General features: G+C 43.5%; 15 protein-coding genes and 1 tRNA gene. 7 read left to right on the top strand and 9 right to left on the bottom strand.

What is annotated here, in order from left to right; translation table 11 throughout:
• Positions 1 to 26: 26 nt before the first annotated feature.
• Positions 27 to 1322 (top strand): Xaa-Pro dipeptidase, encoded by a 1296-nt coding sequence (gene pepQ, locus DFP79_RS08455; protein ID WP_133503513.1) that lies wholly within the window; start codon positions 27 to 29, stop codon positions 1320 to 1322.
• A 108-nt stretch (positions 1323 to 1430) separates the two neighbouring features.
• Positions 1431 to 2345: a pca operon transcription factor PcaQ gene (gene pcaQ / locus DFP79_RS08450; RefSeq protein WP_133503512.1), complete on the top strand. Its 915-nt coding sequence runs from the start codon at positions 1431 to 1433 to the stop codon at positions 2343 to 2345.
• An 82-nt stretch (positions 2346 to 2427) separates the two neighbouring features.
• Here pcaQ and aroQ read toward each other — a convergent pair whose 3' ends face one another.
• Together aroQ and DFP79_RS08440 are read right to left on the bottom strand one after the other, a co-directional pair.
• Positions 2428 to 2865: a type II 3-dehydroquinate dehydratase gene (gene aroQ / locus DFP79_RS08445; protein ID WP_133503766.1), complete on the bottom strand. Its 438-nt coding sequence runs from the start codon at positions 2863 to 2865 to the stop codon at positions 2428 to 2430.
• 23 nt (positions 2866 to 2888) lie between these two features.
• A complete protein-coding gene (locus DFP79_RS08440) occupies positions 2889 to 3821 on the bottom strand; it encodes an AEC family transporter (protein ID WP_133503511.1) in 933 nt (310 codons plus the stop codon).
• Positions 3822 to 4204: 383 nt separating this feature from the next.
• On the opposite strand from DFP79_RS08440, the gene DFP79_RS08435 reads away from it, so the two are divergent.
• The 4 genes from DFP79_RS08435 (at position 4205) to DFP79_RS08420 (ending at position 9346) form a co-directional block, all read left to right on the top strand.
• Complete coding sequence (locus tag DFP79_RS08435; protein WP_133503510.1) at positions 4205 to 5425, top strand: LysR family transcriptional regulator; 1221 nt, start codon at positions 4205 to 4207, stop codon at positions 5423 to 5425.
• Between the two features lie 126 nt (positions 5426 to 5551).
• Entirely contained in the window at positions 5552 to 6499 is a 948-nt protein-coding gene (locus DFP79_RS08430; RefSeq protein ID WP_133503509.1) for a Gfo/Idh/MocA family oxidoreductase, read from the top strand.
• Between the two features lie 89 nt (positions 6500 to 6588).
• Positions 6589 to 7575, top strand: a complete 987-nt coding sequence (locus DFP79_RS08425) for an aldo/keto reductase (protein ID WP_133503507.1) — start codon at positions 6589 to 6591, stop codon at positions 7573 to 7575.
• Between the two features lie 463 nt (positions 7576 to 8038).
• Positions 8039 to 9346: a methyl-accepting chemotaxis protein gene (locus DFP79_RS08420; RefSeq protein WP_133503505.1), complete on the top strand. Its 1308-nt coding sequence runs from the start codon at positions 8039 to 8041 to the stop codon at positions 9344 to 9346.
• A gap of 187 nt (positions 9347 to 9533) precedes the next feature.
• On the opposite strand, the gene DFP79_RS08415 is transcribed toward DFP79_RS08420, so the two are convergent.
• From DFP79_RS08415 to DFP79_RS08385, 7 genes are all read right to left on the bottom strand, one after another.
• Positions 9534 to 10382, bottom strand: a complete 849-nt coding sequence (locus tag DFP79_RS08415) for a class III extradiol dioxygenase family protein (RefSeq protein WP_133503504.1) — start codon at positions 10380 to 10382, stop codon at positions 9534 to 9536.
• A 1-nt stretch (position 10383) separates the two neighbouring features.
• Positions 10384 to 10743 (bottom strand): protocatechuate 4,5-dioxygenase subunit alpha, encoded by a 360-nt coding sequence (locus DFP79_RS08410; RefSeq protein WP_133503502.1) that lies wholly within the window; start codon positions 10741 to 10743, stop codon positions 10384 to 10386.
• A gap of 47 nt (positions 10744 to 10790) precedes the next feature.
• On the bottom strand, positions 10791 to 11663 hold the full coding sequence (locus tag DFP79_RS08405; protein ID WP_133503501.1) for an amidohydrolase family protein: 873 nt from the start codon (positions 11661 to 11663) through the stop codon (positions 10791 to 10793).
• Between the two features lie 49 nt (positions 11664 to 11712).
• Positions 11713 to 12804, bottom strand: a complete 1092-nt coding sequence (locus tag DFP79_RS08400; RefSeq protein ID WP_133503500.1) for a 4-oxalomesaconate tautomerase — start codon at positions 12802 to 12804, stop codon at positions 11713 to 11715.
• Positions 12797 to 13474: a 4-carboxy-4-hydroxy-2-oxoadipate aldolase/oxaloacetate decarboxylase gene (locus DFP79_RS08395; protein ID WP_133503499.1), complete on the bottom strand. Its 678-nt coding sequence runs from the start codon at positions 13472 to 13474 to the stop codon at positions 12797 to 12799. Before DFP79_RS08395 ends, DFP79_RS08400 begins: the two co-directional genes overlap by 8 nt.
• 63 nt (positions 13475 to 13537) lie before the next feature.
• Positions 13538 to 14545, bottom strand: a complete 1008-nt coding sequence (locus DFP79_RS08390; protein WP_133503497.1) for an amidohydrolase family protein — start codon at positions 14543 to 14545, stop codon at positions 13538 to 13540.
• 673 nt (positions 14546 to 15218) lie between these two features.
• Complete coding sequence (locus DFP79_RS08385) at positions 15219 to 15887, bottom strand: glutathione S-transferase family protein (RefSeq protein WP_133503496.1); 669 nt, start codon at positions 15885 to 15887, stop codon at positions 15219 to 15221.
• Between the two features lie 235 nt (positions 15888 to 16122).
• On the opposite strand from DFP79_RS08385, the gene DFP79_RS08380 reads away from it, so the two are divergent.
• Positions 16123 to 16199, top strand: a tRNA-Arg gene (locus tag DFP79_RS08380).
• Positions 16200 to 16286 lie beyond the last annotated feature (87 nt).

The following is a 16286-nucleotide window of genomic DNA, read 5'->3' as shown; positions in this document are numbered from 1 at the left end:
TCATTCAATTAAAGCGGATAACGAGCATGGATATTTCATTGTACAATAATCACATTAACACTCTGTTGTCTCGATACGCGGATGCACTCCAACACTTTAAGCTAGATGCTATTGTTCTGTCCGCTGGGAGTAAGTCCTACTATTTCAACGACGACTTGAGTCACCCTTTTCGTCCTTTTTCAGGCATTCAGCAATGGCTTCCTTTTAGCGTGTCAGAAGATACGTTTGTCGTTATTCGCGCATCTCAAAAACCTGAGCTAATATGGCCGGTTAAAAACGATTTTTGGCATGCTCCAAACCCTATTCCTGAAGGTGATTGGCAAAATAACTGGTCGATTACACCGACAAAAGAACTAGATGCTTGGCAACAGTCTATAAAAGGGAAAGTCGCCTTTCTAGGTTCAGATACGTTCTCTAACCTATCTGAATCAAAAGAATTAGCGGCATTTATTGATTTTGATAAAGCAATAAAAACACCTTACGAAGTCGCGTGCATTCAAGCTGCTAATGACTTAGCCGTTGCTGGACACATCGCAGCTGAACAAGCGTTTTATGATGGCGCCAGCGAGCTTGAAATTCATTTAGCTTATCTAAACGCAAGTACCCAATCCGCATTTCAAGAACCCTACCCAAGTATCATTGGATTAAACGAGCACTCAGCAGTGCTCCACTACGAACATAAAAATACGACCGCACCGCAGCCATCACGCTCTTTCTTAATCGACGCGGGCGCTTCTAAGAATGGGTATGCGAGTGACATCACGCGAACCTATTCTGCCGAAGACGATGAATTCAGAGCACTGATTCACTCAGTAAACGAACTGCAACTTTCCCTTTGCGATCAAGTTGTGGCTAAAAAGTCGTATATTGAGCTTCATCAGCAAACTCTGTCTGGCATTGCAGGCATTTTGAAGGAACATGATATTTGTTCGCTAAGCGTTGATGAACAAATCGATCAATCCATTGTTCAAACATTCTATCCTCATGGTTTAGGTCACCTACTCGGCCTTCAAGTACACGACCTTGGAGGCAAGCAAATAGACAAAAGCGGCACGCTTTTAGCGCCAAGCAGTGATATGCCATTTCTGCGAATGACAAGGCAGCTTGAAACAGGCATGGTCGTCACGATCGAGCCTGGGCTTTACTTTATCCCGATGCTGATTGAAAAAACGCTTTCTACTTGTGCAAATCATGGCTTAAACCTTAAAAAGATCGATGCTTTAAAACCTTTCGGTGGAATTCGTATCGAAGACAATATTCATATTACGGATCAAGGTACACCGAGAAACCTAACGAGAGCGTCTTTTGAACATCTAAGATAACATCGATCAAAATCGTATTTACCGTGAACAGATGAAAATTGCTATTCGTTTTTAAGAACACAATTCGTCATAATAGAGCGCTTAATCACACAAGAAGTAAAAAAGGCAATGTTTGAGAACCGAATAAAATACCGCCACCTACAATGTTTTCTTGAAATTGTTCAACAAGGCAGTGTCATTCGTGCCGCAGACATTCTTTCACTGACTCAGCCTGCCGTTTCTAAAACGCTAAAAGAGCTTGAAGAAATTTTGGGGGCTCGACTCTTAGAGCGCAACAAAAAAGGGGTGGAGCTCACAAAGTTTGGTCATCTATTTTTAGAACATGCCAGCACCAGTCTTGCTGCGCTTAAAGAAGGCACCGAGAAGGTCGCTGAAGCTTTGCAAGAAAAAGCTCATAAGCTCAGCATTGGCGTACTGCCAACGGTCGCAACAAGTGTTCTTCCTTCTGCGGTTAAGCGTTTTAGGGAAACGGATACATCAACAAGGTTGCACTTAAGCTCTGGCCCCAATGCACTTTTAATGAGTCAACTGCGTGTTGGTGAGCTTGACCTCGTTGTTGGTCGCTTAGGCGTTTCTGAAGCGATGGCTGGATTGCACTTTGAGCATCTGTATTCAGAACAAATCGTCTTTGCGGTACGTCCATCACACCCGCTCCTAGCCTGTGATGACTTCCAGTTAGAAAATATATGCCAATATCCCATATTGTATCCGCCACAAGAGTCGATCACGGCACCCACCGTTGACGACTTTCTGCTTTCTCAAGGAATTACAGGCATAGTGGACCGAATCGATACGGTGTCCGACTCGTTTGGCAAAGAGTTTATTAGAAATAACGACGCAATTTGGGTTATTTCACGCGGCGTCGTGGCAAGAGAAATCGACTCCGTCGAGCTTTGCGAATTGCCGATCGATACGAAAGAAACACTCAGTGCCGTCGGCCTTACTACACGTTCGGGGTCTGAGAGCCTGCCCGCATTGAGTCAATTTATCACGGCTGTTAAACAGGTGACTAATTCTCACTAAACATAAGACATTGAGTCTGTAAGACAGAAAGACTTTAAGTAAGATTGCCCATTACCTTGAAGCAATCTTACTTAATATGGCTTCAAGCTCGCTTATGAATGAGGCCCTGAATCCCCAACTGATATCCGAACGTTCCCATGCCGACCACAATACCCTCCGCACACGAAGAAATGTACGATTTGTGACGGAATGACTCACGTGCGTGAACATTAGATATGTGCACTTCGATGACAGGCACTTCTGCACCTTTTATCGCATCATGTAAGGCGATAGAAGTATGTGTATAAGCGCCGGGGTTGAAAACCACGCCTAACATCTCGCCCGCTTTCACTTTTACTCCCGCTTCATGAATAGCATCAATAAGTACGCCTTCATGATTAGATTGCCGAAAGTCGATTTCATACCCTTCATTTTTCGCAAAAGCACGACATGTTGCTTCTACATCTTGCAAAGTTTCTGAACCGTACTGCTCTGGTTCACGTTGCCCTAAAAGATTTAAATTTGGGCCATTCAATACCATAATTTTCAAAACGCTTCCTCCATTCAGGACAAGATACGAAGCAATATACTTAACGTGAAGAAAGATACAAGAGTCGTCAGGAGCAACGTACTCGAACAAAAGCTGCGCATTCCGTATTTACCACACACAATAGGGTAAGTACTGAACATCGGCATGGCAGCAAAAATCAAAGCTGAGATTTTCAGCTCCTCCGATAAATCAGGCATGCTCAAAAGCACTAAGAATACGGCAAGTGGATACACTAACAACTTGCTACAAACAACCAATGAAATAGCGTTAACGCTGCCTTTCAAACTGATGCCAACCAATGATCCTCCTATTACGATCAGAGCAACGGGAGCCGATGCTTGAGCCAACATATCCAAACCGATTTGCATAAAAGACGGTAACGATAGGTTTAACGCGGAAAACAGCACGCCTAAAAAGACAGAACATATCACAGGGTTCGACATTACCCGTTTCGCGATCGTGATTAGCGTTTGAAGTCCTTGCTTCGTCGCCCCACCTCGCATGGACTCAATAAAGGTTAATAAAACTGGCAACAGAATAATATTCTCTACCATCAATGCCATTGCAAATGCTTGAGTGGGTACATGATCAAAAAACTGAATTAAAATGGGAAATCCAATAAACGCGCTGTTCGACATCGACGCGCCCATTCCATACACTCCAGCGTCACTGTAATTGCTTTTTAAAATCACTCTAGCCAGCACAACGGTGATTAAAAAAGACGCCAGCCCACCGAATGCGTAAGCGGTAATGTATTGAACATCAACAATACTGGCCAAATCGGTCGTTGAAAGCTTGGTAAACACCAATGCTGGTAGTGCAATGTACAATACCAGCCGACTCATACCCGTTAGCGCTTCATTAGGAATCACCTTCACTCTTACAGCCAAATAACCTAAGAATATTAGAAAGAAAATAGGTGCCGTAATTGTCAGAATAACATCCATTAATGAGCCTTAAACCTGCTTATTTAATTGATAAAAATGTGAGTTAAATTGTGTTGAATACAAGCCGTTTCGAATGCGCCATAAACGACTTCAGCGAACGATGTGTGCATTTTGAAGTCTAGCACCAACATCATAAAATTCTGTCGGTGACTACATTGTGTTTAGAAAATTCAAATCTGGATTCGTGTCATATTTTCATCGAAAACGCACACATTTTTCTTAACAAGTGATTCTCATTTGTTATAGTGTTGGAAGCGTTTTTTGCAAAACTATTCACTTTTCGCATAAAACGGACAGCTCTTTATAACACGTTCTAAAATTAAAATAATAACTTGCGCCTTAATTCCATTTTAAAAATTCTGGGCAAATGTGAGAAAAAAACTATGTCAGTGTCTATGCCAATCCCAAATTTGCGTCATCTGCGTGTCTTCCTTTCAGTAATAGAGCAAAAAAGTATTACGAAAGCCTCTGATAGCATTTTTCTCTCACAACCCGCTATCACACAGGCCATTGCAAAACTGGAAAAACAATTAGGAACGAGTCTATTTGAACGACATTCTGATGGCATGTACCCAACCAAATCAGGCGGCATCTGGCAAAATCGGGTAACCAGAGCGATTGAGCATTTACAAATCGCCACACAACACATGCTGCAAGAAGCCCAAGGCCGAGACGCAGTACATAAAAACATTCTTGCGCAAATAAGCACCACTCAATTAAAAGCACTCGTTGCGGTATGCGAAGCGCAAAATTTCAGTATTGCCAGCCGAAATCTAGGTATTTCTCAATCCTCAGTTCACAGAGCTGCACGCGACCTTGAACGCTTGATGGACATTACGCTTTTTGAAAAAAACAGTCTGGGTATAGGCGCGACTGCCGCCGCTAAAGAACTCTCTAAAGCGACTAAGCTCGCCTTTAATGAATTAAAACAAGGCGTTTCAGAAATTCATGCAATGCAATGCCGCGATGTCAGTACCATTGACATTGGCAGTATGCCACTTGCTAGGACAACCATTCTGCCAAAATCCATTCTTCGTTTTAATGAAACACACAATGACGTGAATGTGCGCGTTATAGAAGGCCCGTATCAAGACTTGCTGCATCATTTACGCCAAGGCGATATCGACATGATATTAGGAGCGCTGCGTGACCCCGTTCCCGCCGATGATGTGGTTCAAGAAGCTCTTTGGCATCCCCCTTTGTCTATTGTTGCTCGACAAGGCCACCCTTTATTTGAAAAAGATGAAGTCACTGCGGAAGATTTAGCCGCAAATGCTTGGGTTATTCCCGGCGAAGGCACACCAACCAGACAAGCCTTTAACGCCCTCTTTTCAAGCGCTGATATTGAATCGCCAAAACGCATTATTGAGTCGAGCTCTCAGATCTTAATTAGGGAATTACTACTCGAAAGCGACCGTTTAACTTTGATATCGGCCGCTCAAATAGAGCGAGAAATCAATATCAACTTGTTGAAAATTGTTCCTTTCGAATTAGAGCACACTCGTCGACCAATTGGTTTATGTGTACGTAAAAACTGGCTTCCAACCACAACTCAATCTCATTTCCTTAGTATGCTCAGAGAAGTTGCTGAAGTATTTAGATAGAATTTCACGACACGCTATCTATTATTCGAATATCGTTAGCATTTAATCGATTACCTGCTTTTGAACGCCGATGTTAGATTGGGTGAATAACAATAAATCCTTTTGGTTACTAGTTGGAGCAGAACAATGAGAATATGTATAGCGGGTGCTTCAGGCGCATTTGGCAAAAAGCACATGGACGCCGTTGCAGCAATTGAAGGTTCAGAGGTCGTCTCTGTCGTTGGTACTCGAATTGAAAGCATTAAAGCATTCGCCGAAGAACGAGGGGTTGCACACTACACAACAGACCTTGCTGAAAGTCTTGCCAGAGACGATGTTGATGCCGTTATTCTAGCCACTCCAACTCAAATGCATGCTTCTCAAGCCATTCAATGTTTAGAAGCTGGAAAGCATGTCATGGTGGAAATTCCCATGGCAGACAACATTGAAGACGCACGTAAATTGGTCGAAACCAAAAAGAAAACGGGTCTTGTCGCAATGGCAGGGCATACTCGTCGATTTAATCCATCTCACCAATGGATTCACAATAAGATCCAAGCTGGCGAATTGAAGATTCAACAGATGGATGTTCAAACTTACTTTTTCCGTCGCGAAAACAAAAATGCCTTGGGTCAAGCTCGCTCATGGACTGACCACCTGTTGTGGCACCATGCTTGCCATACTGTCGATTTATTTCAATATCAAACAGGTGAAGTCGCAAATAAAGTTCAGGCGCTCCAAGGCCCAATTCACGATGAACTAAAAATCGCGATGGACATGAGCATTGGTATGAAAGTCCCTGACGGTGCAATCTGCACTCTCTCTTTATCCTTCAATAATGACGGTCCATTTGGCACTTTCTTCCGCTACATTTGTGATAACGGTACGTATATCGCGCGTTATGATGATTTGTTTGATGGCAATGAAAACAAAATTGACTTATCAGGCGTAGCCGTTTCCAATAACGGTATAGAGCTGCAAGACCGTGAATTCATATTAGCAATTGAAGAAGGCAGAGCGCCTAATGCATGCGTAACGCAAGCGATTGACGCGATGGAAACACTCTACAAGTTAGAACAGTGTTTAGAAGAATAACATTCTGAGCAACGCAGGAATCAAAGCCGCATGATACCTTTATCCTGCGGCTTTTTACTTTAAATTTTTAATCACGTAAAAGGTTAAGTATGACCGTAAACAAACACCCAAAAATGCTGGCTCCCAAAATTGGCCTAGGTTGTATGAATATGTCGCATGCTTACGGTAAACCCGTTGCAGAAGACGAAGCGATTAAATCACTCAATGCTGCATTGGATATGGGCTACCAGCATTTCGACACAGCAACGCTCTACGGCGCTGGCAAAAATGAACTACTTGTTGGCAAAGCCTTAATGCATCGACGTGACGAGTTTTTCCTCGCCAGCAAATGCGGTATGTCCATAGAGAATGGAAAAAAGCTTATAAACGGTCGCCCTGAGCATTTAAGAAAGCAATGCGAAGACAGCTTAAAGCGATTAGGCACCGACCATATTGATCTTTATTACTTGCACAGGAAAGATGCTAACGTACCTATTGAAGAAAGCGTAGGCGCACTAGGAGAGTTAATTAAAGAAGGAAAGATCGGTGGCATTGGCCTTAGCGAAGTATCCGCGGAAACACTGCAAAAAGCCTATAAAGAACATCCTATTGCGGCGCTACAATCCGAGTATTCCCTTTGGACACGTAACCCTGAAATTGCAGCCTTAAAAGCCTGCGAAGAGCTAAACGTTACTTTCGTTGCATTCAGCCCGCTCGCTCGTGGTTTTTTAAGCGGTGCAATCACATCCACTGAAGATTTGATACAGGGTGATATTCGCAACAATATGCCACGTTTTGACGCTGAGAATTATCCTAAGAACTTATCACTTTTATCGGCTTTCAGCGACATTGCAAATCATGCTGGCTGCACGCCCGCTCAACTCGCTTTAGCTTGGCTTTTCCATCAAAGTGACGATATTGTCGCAATTCCAGGTACACGTTTCGTTGACCATATGGAAGACAATTTAGGCTCTACAGCCATTCAACTAAACGAAAGCACACTCCAATCACTGGACGAACTCATCAACCAAAATACGGTCAGCGGCCCCCGTTATAATCAAGCTCAGCAAACTGAGATTGATACAGAAGAGTTTTAATAATCTGAGACCTTTGCGCGAAGTCATGAGCGATGATAAAACGAGTCTGTTTTAACAAAGTATTGGCAAGCGTAATAGTCTTGCAAAAGTATCAACCTGAATTTAATTCATAAAATACACTAATAATACTCTGTGCCTGACTAAGGCTTTTTCCTTTCAGGCACACGTTATGAGCGAAATACTACTTTTTACAAAGCCGACACGTTGGCTTCTTTTATCGTATTTATTTAGGTCTTTTTTAAGACTTTAAGCCTATTCCACCTGAATCAAGCTGACTCAGTTCTTTTAGCACTTCTCCATCGTAGTACCGAATCAAGGCCTACTTACTTCTCAAATAGTGTACGTGTAACGGAAGACTCACGTAAGAATACAATCTGATACAAGAACCCTACAATATTCCTTTAATGAAAATGTTTTAACTTGTGCTTATATTAATCTATGGACATTTTACTGGGGAATAAAAATGTTTTTTACTAAGTCACGATTAGATAAATCGGATGTTCCAGAGAGTCAGATTAACTCAGCATTCGAAAATGCGGTGGAAGCAGCCTGCGCGACCATCACGTTCACACCCGATGGACACATTATTAAAGCAAACAAACTCTTTTTAGGGGTCGCAGGTTACTCAGAATCCGAAATTGTTGGCAGACATCATGCTATGTTTTGCCATGAAGCACTTTCTGCCAGCGCAGAATACAAACGCTTTTGGCTAGATCTCGCAAATGGACTTCCTCAAGCAGGCACTTTTTTACGCAGAAATAAAGCAGGTGAGGATGTATGGCTTGAAGCGACCTATTTTCCAGTAAAAGAAGGTAATGTCGTAACCAAAGTCGTTAAAATCGCATCAGACATCACAAAAGAAAAAGTGCGTCTCTCGCGCTTAGAAGCGTTTTATTCCGCATTAGATCGTTCTAACGCGCTTATTGAGTTCACTCCTGAAGGCGTGGTTCTTGAAGCAAATAGCAACTTTCTCAAAGCAATGGAATATGGCAGCGTCAGCGAAGTTGCTGGCAAACATCACCGTAACTTCTGCGATGAAGAGTTCTACGAACAGAACCCCAGCTTCTGGAGTGAACTTGCCAAAGGCGGAATTAAGTCAGGACAATTCAAGCGCTTTACACGTTCAGGTAAGGTCATTTGGCTTGAAGCAACTTACAACCCTGTTTATGGCGACCAAGGTAACGTCATCAAAGTAGTAAAAATCGCTTCTGATATCACCAAGCAAGTTGAACGACAACATGACGTACAGCGTGCTGCCGAAGTTGCCCACAGTACTTCAGTTGAAACCTCTGAAGTATCAAAACAAGGGGTGGATGTGTTAGAAAGAACAGTGTCATCTTCGAAAGAGATTACATTGCATGTAAACGAAGCATCCCAATACATTGATCAGCTGAATGCCCAATCTGAAGATATTTCAAAGATTGTAACAACCATTAGCGGCATTGCCGAGCAAACCAATTTGCTTGCATTAAATGCAGCGATTGAAGCCGCACGCGCAGGTGAACATGGCCGAGGATTTGCCGTTGTAGCAGATGAAGTGCGAAAACTGGCTGGCCGCACGAGTCAATCCACTATAGAGATTGAAGAGATGGTGGGCAAAAATGGTCAACTTACTCTGAGCGCGAAAGAAGGCATGGCGTTAATCAGTGAACGTTCTCAAGAAAGCGCACAGTCCATTGACGAAGCTTCTGCCATCATCGGAGAAATTTTAAAAGGCGCTGACCACGTTACGCATACCGTAGGCGATCTTTTGGACTCTTCTGACAAGTAGAGCGTCCCAGAGCCAAGAGCCAAGAGCAGACGATGTTTATAATCGGTTATTATTGAAAGGTACCCGATTGTTTTTCTGTTTTAGCACTCTTTTTGAATAGACATCGCTTTCAGCTAAAAAAAATGCCACTGAGACAGAAACAGTGGCATTTATTAAGAAACAAAATGTTGTTAAATGCTAACGAATACTAGTCCGGCATTTCATGATCTAAGAGAAGCACGCCCGAACCTGTATTAGAAATAGGTGCATGGTAATTCCTATGCAACTCAGTGACCTTCCCTCGTAAAACACCGCGCATCGCAATCCACATATTTAGCTCAACGGCTTGAGCACCACCGATTTCGATTAGATCCAAATTAGAGAATTTTGTTAATGCTTCTGGATCGCTTACCAAATTATCCATGCACTCAAGATCGAACTCGCGGTTAATAATGCCAGCACGTTCGCCATCAAGTTGATGTGACAATCCGCCTGTGCCAAATACGGCGACTTTCATGTCAGAATCAAACGATTCAATCGCCCTACCAATTGCTTTACCCAATTCAAGGCAACGACGAGGCTGAGGCATTGGATGCTGCTCACAATTGATACAAACTGGAATGACCTTAACATGGCCATAATCATTACCCGGCCACATTAGGCTTAGTGGAACCGTTAGGCCATGATCCACTTTCATTTCCTGACAAATGGTCATGTCAAAACCATCATGCACAAGTGAGTTGGCAATGTGCCAAGACAACTCACTCTCACCTGTTACTGGCGGAATCGTTGCTATCCCCCAACCTTCATCTGCATTATGATATTCGTCCGCTACACCAATCGAAAACGTAGGCTTCTTATCGATAAAGAATTCCAAACCGTGATCATTGTAAAATAGGACAATAACATCAGGTTTTTTTTCATTAAGCCATTCTCGCACTGGCGGATAGCCATCAAAAAAAGGCTTCCAATACGGCGTTTCTTCTAGTTTGTTTGCCATTGCATTCGCTATAGCAGGAATATGAGAAGTCGTTACTGCACCAATAATATTCGCCATCTTATTTCCCCTGCCCATTCTTGACTAACATCGCTTTAAACTCATCGACACTCATGCCGGTTTGGAGAGCTCCGATGTCCTGCATATTGAGTTTTAAAAGTCCGGCAAACTTTGCAAGATAATAGATACTGCCACCCTCTTTAAGAAGGGTCAGAATGTCTTTATCCAAAATGGCTTTCTTTTGAACCTCGCTCAAACCGAATTTATCGCAATAAGCCGCTTCATCTTGACTAAACTCGTCACGACCTACTTGCCCGTTAAAGGAAAAACACATTTTATTAAGACCGTATCCTTTTTTCGCCATACGGTGGTCGAATAACACAGTTCCTTCGACCTCTCGCTGATCATCTATATAGCTCATTGTCTTATCTCTTGTTATTTTTAAACTAATATCGCTCAGCTTCTCGACTATTTTTCCCAATATAGATTCATTGGGTTGTCGATCAGTAAAGCTTTCTGCAATTCTTCGGTCGGTGCGATCATTGGAATAACATCGACTAGATGACCATCGTCCGGTACATGAGTTTTCATATTTGGGTGAGGCCAGTCCGTCCCCCACAACACTCGATTTGGAAACTTCTCAACAAGTGTTTTAGCAAAAGGCACGACATCGCGGTAATCAGGTGCTTGCAACGTTAAACGTTCTGGGCAACTCACCTTACACCATACGTTGTCGTTGTCTGCCATAAAGTTCACGAAGCGTTCAAAGTCTGGATGATCTACGCCGTTTGCGACGCTGGGTGTGCCCATGTGATCCACAACAATGGTTGTATTCAATTCAACGAGAAACGGAATCAGCTCTTCTAAATCGGCGGCTTCGAAATACACAACAATATGCCAACCAAATGGACGAATTTTTTCCGCAATAGAGAAAAAAACTTCTTTAGGCGTGCTGTCTACAAGGCGTTTTACAAAGTTAAAGCGCACTCCTCTCACACCCGCATCGTGCATTTCTTTTAGCTCATCTTCCGTAATCGTGTCGTCAACAAACGCAACACCACGAGCAAGGTCTCCAGCAGTATTAAGCGCATCCAACAACGCAGCGTTATCAGTACTATGGCAAGACGCTTGTACGATAACGTTTCGAGAAAAGCCCAAGAAATCACGCAATGCAAATAACTGATCTTTTGACGCGTCACACGGCGTGTACTTACGCTTTGGATGGTAAGGAAATTGATCAGCAGGGCCAAAGACATGACAATGCGCGTCCACCGCACCCTCAGGCGCTTTGAAACTCGGTTTACTTGGATTCGGGTGAAATGGAAGGTAATCTTTATCCATCTTAGTTTCCTATGATTCTATTTATTCTCTATTCGTTCAAACAGGTCATTTAAGTAAGACCGTTTTCATGAACAAACACATATCCATCAAACAGTTTACGAGCCGTACGCAATAACGCAGCAGACGCTACCTCACCCGCCTCGTCTCGGTTAAGCACAACCGTCATTCTTCCCGTTGGGTGCTCAACATCCAACGACATGCAATCTGACTCTGAAAAACTCGCTATCGCGTTAGCAGGGGAATGCTCTAGCACCGCCGCCGTTGCAACACTAACCGCGCCTAACACACCGATCGACGCATGACAGCGATGAGGAATAAAAGTACGAGTAGAAATGGCGCCACCGTTTGTAGGCGCAGACACCATCGTCATTTTAGGGACGGATTTCTCTTGGACATCACCAAGGTTCATAAGCGTCCCAGCCTTGAGGCGAATAGACTCAAGCTTGTGCCTCAAGACATCATTCGCTTCTAATTCTTCACGAGTCTCCGTGCCTTTTATTCCCATATCATCCGCATTCATGACCACCACAGGCATGCCATTGTCGATCAAAGTCACGTTCACACCATCAATACTGTCAACGGCCTGACCACTGGGAAGCAAAGCGCCGCAACTTGATCCGGCAGTGTCTTTGAAAGTAATAGGGATAGCTGATGAAGAGCCGGGAACACCGTCTATTTGTGCATCACCCTCATAAACAACACGCCCATGCTCTACCTGTACTTGTGCTATCGCAATTTGCCCGGTATTTTGCATAAAAATACGGACATCGTTTTTCCCTTCACTTGCAGACACTAACCCTCGTTCAAGCGCAAACGGCCCCACGCCAGCCAATATATTTCCGCAGTTCTGGGCGTCCGTTACAATGGTTTGATCCACAAACACTTGTAAAAACAAATAGTCGACATCGGCATCGTCTCGACGTGATTTCTTGACCACTGCGACCTTCGATGTAATAGGATCAGCGCCCCCCATTCCATCGATTTGGCGTTTATCGGGTGACCCCATAACGCGCAGTAATACGTCGTCTCTCAACTTGGTATCCGTTGGAAGATCTTCTTCCAAAAAATACGCGCCTTTTGATGTACCACCTCGCATCCACATACAACGAATGCCGCCAGGATAGTCAAACAGCTTAGACATATTTCAGGCCTTTTGCCTCCAATCGTGGACGCATTTCATAGATATCCAGACCGAGTTCACCGTTCGCCATCCGTACCCGTTTTTCTTCTTCTTTTGCCATTCTGGCTCTAGAAAGTTCCAATACCTCTGCGGCTTTTTCTCGTCGAACCACCACAACACCATCGTCGTCCGCAACAATAATATCGCCAGGGTGAACTAACTGTTCAGCACACACTATGCTCACATTAACCGAGCCGAGCGTTTCTTTTATCGTACCTTCTGCAAATACGGCTTTCGACCAAACTGGGAACTTCATTTGACGCAGATCACGAGTATCACGAACACCGCCATCAATAATAAGCCCAAGCACACCGCGGGATTGCGCGGATGTAGCAAGAAGGTCGCCGAAGAAACCATGGTAAGAAGGTGACGTGGGAGCAAAGACCATGATGTCGCCTTTTTTACATTGCTCTATCGCAACGTGCATCATCCAGTTATCGCCCGCCGCGCCCGAAATCGTTACCGCAGACCCAGCAATACAACAATCCGTTTGAATGGGTCGCATGTAATAAGAAAGCAAACCCACTCGACCTTGTGATTCGTGAATCGTCGCAACGCCACATTCCGCTAACCCGTCAATAATGGATTGATCAGCGCGCTCTATATTTTGTACAACAACGTTATCTCGCATTTCTCACCTCTAACCATTCTTATTAGTATGTTACTTATGCCTCTGAGGCCTATTCATTTGTGATCAAAGCTTCAAACGACTGAACACACGACGTGTATTGTGTTCAAAAATGTCCTGCTTTTGCTCCGCAGTCAGCACCGTGTTGTTATCGATGTAGCGCTTAGTATCGTCGAAGTAATGTCCTGTCTCTGGGTCGACTCCTCTCACCGCACCGATCATTTCAGATGCGAACAGAATATTTTTCGTCGGGATAATATCGAGTAACAAATCAATACCGCGTTGGTGATAAACACAGGTATCGAAATAGATGTTATTTAAAACGCGTTCCTCTAGATCAAACCCTTTATCTAAAGCAAGCCCTCTGAAGCGTCCCCAGTGATACGGAACCGCGCCGCCACCGTGAGGAATGATCACTTTCAAGTCTGGGAAATCTTTAAATACATCAGACATCATCAACTGCTGGAAGCCCGTGGTATCTGCGCCCAAATAGTGAGATCCGGTTGTGTGGAAGCAATCGTTACAAGATGCGGAAACGTGAACCATTGCAGGAATGTCGTATTCACACATTTTTTCGTAAATAGGATAGAAAGATCGATCTGCAAGCGACGATCCGTTCCAATGACCGCCACTTGGATCCGGATTAAGGTTGATGCCAATAAAGCCCATTTCCTCTACCGTACGTACGATCTCAGAAACAGATTTAGCAGGATCAACGCCCGGTGATTGAGGCAGTTGGGCAACCGGCACAAAATTCTCAGGAAAGAGGTCGCACACTCGGCGGATCAAATCGTTTTGATGCTCTGTCCAAAACTGACTGGTGTGCTCATTCCCAACATGATGCCCCATCCAACTTGCCCGAGGCGAAAATATAGTAAGGTCAGTGCCACGCTCTTGTTGTAAGCGAAGCTGATTATTAACAATACTATCGCGAATCTCATCGTCCGTTATGTGTATTGAACCTTTTTCACCGACAAACAAAGGATCTTTTGCTACTTGCGCTTTTTGGTTTTCCCGATACTCACCGACTGCCGGTGGTGTTGTCGTGTAGTGACCGTGACAATCAATTATCATACTGCTGCTCTCTAATTATTATTGAATGAGATAGCTGGGTTGTCTGCATTGAGTTTATGCATACCAAACCAACGAATTGCATTTACCGAATATTAGAGCACCACACGACTAAGCCAATTTCATTTTGACCCGAACAATATTACATTTTTATATAGCTCCCTCTAAAAGCACCTCAAAATGCTCATTTAAACACCTTAAAAAAGCGAATCCATACCGCGTAAATTCGTGTTCAAAAACACAGCAGTAGAACGAGTTTATTAAGAAAACACCGGATGTTTAAAATATGGTAATCAGAAGGGCTACACGCGTTGATGAGTCAGCGGCGATTTTTGACGAAGCATAAAAAAGACGTGGATCGCATCTCCGCACTCATCGGGGATCTCGAAACGCACTTTTATCAGTGCAATCCGCCACTCTCATTAGAAAGCTGTTTTTTTGGGGTGAATTTTTGGGAAAAGCTTAATTATCTAAGAAACAATAAAAAACTTATATGAGAATGATTTTTATTATTGATTAATTAAAAACTATGCCTTACTATTTATCACGATTGAGATTCATTCTCGATTGTTTGATACGTAAACTTAGAAGCGACTTTGGCAGTAAGCGGTTTCCGCTTACTGCTTTTTTTTGTCTATAGAATGCTACAGCGTACCTAGTAAGACCTAAAAATACGTTAGGACGTTAAGGGGCCAAATGCTCCGACACGTTCTTTTGCTTTAATATAGCTGTCGCTGTCTTCCATCTGATTGATGAAACGCTGAATATTAGGGTAATTTTCCATTTCTACTGCTCTCGCAAGCGCTTGAACAGGAAAGCTCATCTGCATGTCTGCTGCGGTCATTCGCTCCCCTACAAACCAAGTTTGCTGAGACAGCGTATCTTCGATCAATTCAATCATTGGCATCAAACGAGGGGTTACGAAATTTTTCTGTATTTTATCACACAACCCTTTCGCAATGGGTTTTACAAAAAAAGGCATTGGTTGCTTAGGCACCTTGTTAAAGATCAACGTCATGACTAACAAGGGCATCAACGACCCTTCTGCAAAATGCATCCAGTATCGATAATTTAATTTGTCTTCCATTGAGTGAGGGCTCAAACGATTCTCATCGTCGTAGCAATCACAAAGGTATTCCAAAATCGCACCGGACTCCGCAATAACCACATCGCCATCTTCCAATACCGGCGCTTTACCCAGTGCATGGATCTTTTTCAGAGATTCTGGCGCAGAAGCAGAAGAATCGCGCTTGTAGAGTTTAACCTCGTATTCAAGGCCTAAACTCTCTAACGCCCAGGCAACGCGTTGCGAACGACTGTTTTCCAGATGGTGAAGAGTTATCATGACGCTTTCCTTTAAGAGAGAATTTTAAACAGAGTGTTAGCTCGATTGATGACATTAAAACTCATCATCAATGGCATTACGAGCATTGAACCACAATTGGATTTGAATCCGTTGTCACAACGGGAAATGCCACAAAAGATCCATTTTTGTCAAAATAGGGTAATTCAGAATACATCAGAATAAGAACGCTTGAGTAACGCCTCACAACACCTTATAATTCGCGGCCTATCCAAGACCGCCCTTAGCTCAGCTGGATAGAGCGCGCCCCTCCGGAGGGCGAGGTCGGAGGTTCGAATCCTCTAGGGCGGGCCATTTATATTCTCTTCAAATCGTTAATTTCTTTGCAATCTATAAGTACCCTACTTTTAGTCTAATCGCATCAAGCACGTTTAACGATCT

Source organism: Marinomonas balearica, assembly GCF_004362145.1.
GTDB lineage: Bacteria > Pseudomonadota > Gammaproteobacteria > Pseudomonadales > Marinomonadaceae > Marinomonas > Marinomonas balearica.
This window is presented reverse-complemented; position numbering and strand designations above follow the sequence as displayed.

Bases quoted from the DNA above. Each gene is read 5' to 3' on its own strand.
- DFP79_RS08430 (WP_133503509.1), top strand. From the start codon at position 5,552: ATGAGAATATGTATAGCGGGTGCTTCAGGCGCATTTGGCAAAAAGCAC.
- aroQ (WP_133503766.1), bottom strand. From the start codon at position 2,865: ATGGTATTGAATGGCCCAAATTTAAATCTTTTAGGGCAACGTGAACCA.
- DFP79_RS08385 (WP_133503496.1), bottom strand. From the start codon at position 15,887: ATGATAACTCTTCACCATCTGGAAAACAGTCGTTCGCAACGCGTTGCC.
- DFP79_RS08405 (WP_133503501.1), bottom strand. From the start codon at position 11,663: ATGGATAAAGATTACCTTCCATTTCACCCGAATCCAAGTAAACCGAGT.
- DFP79_RS08425 (WP_133503507.1), top strand. From the start codon at position 6,589: ATGACCGTAAACAAACACCCAAAAATGCTGGCTCCCAAAATTGGCCTA.
- DFP79_RS08390 (WP_133503497.1), bottom strand. From the start codon at position 14,545: ATGATAATTGATTGTCACGGTCACTACACGACAACACCACCGGCAGTC.
- DFP79_RS08415 (WP_133503504.1), bottom strand. From the start codon at position 10,382: ATGGCGAATATTATTGGTGCAGTAACGACTTCTCATATTCCTGCTATA.
- DFP79_RS08440 (WP_133503511.1), bottom strand. From the start codon at position 3,821: ATGGATGTTATTCTGACAATTACGGCACCTATTTTCTTTCTAATATTC.
- DFP79_RS08435 (WP_133503510.1), top strand. From the start codon at position 4,205: ATGTCAGTGTCTATGCCAATCCCAAATTTGCGTCATCTGCGTGTCTTC.
- pcaQ (WP_133503512.1), top strand. From the start codon at position 1,431: ATGTTTGAGAACCGAATAAAATACCGCCACCTACAATGTTTTCTTGAA.
- DFP79_RS08420 (WP_133503505.1), top strand. From the start codon at position 8,039: ATGTTTTTTACTAAGTCACGATTAGATAAATCGGATGTTCCAGAGAGT.
- DFP79_RS08395 (WP_133503499.1), bottom strand. From the start codon at position 13,474: ATGCGAGATAACGTTGTTGTACAAAATATAGAGCGCGCTGATCAATCC.
- DFP79_RS08400 (WP_133503500.1), bottom strand. From the start codon at position 12,804: ATGTCTAAGCTGTTTGACTATCCTGGCGGCATTCGTTGTATGTGGATG.
- DFP79_RS08410 (WP_133503502.1), bottom strand. From the start codon at position 10,743: ATGAGCTATATAGATGATCAGCGAGAGGTCGAAGGAACTGTGTTATTC.
- pepQ (WP_133503513.1), top strand. From the start codon at position 27: ATGGATATTTCATTGTACAATAATCACATTAACACTCTGTTGTCTCGA.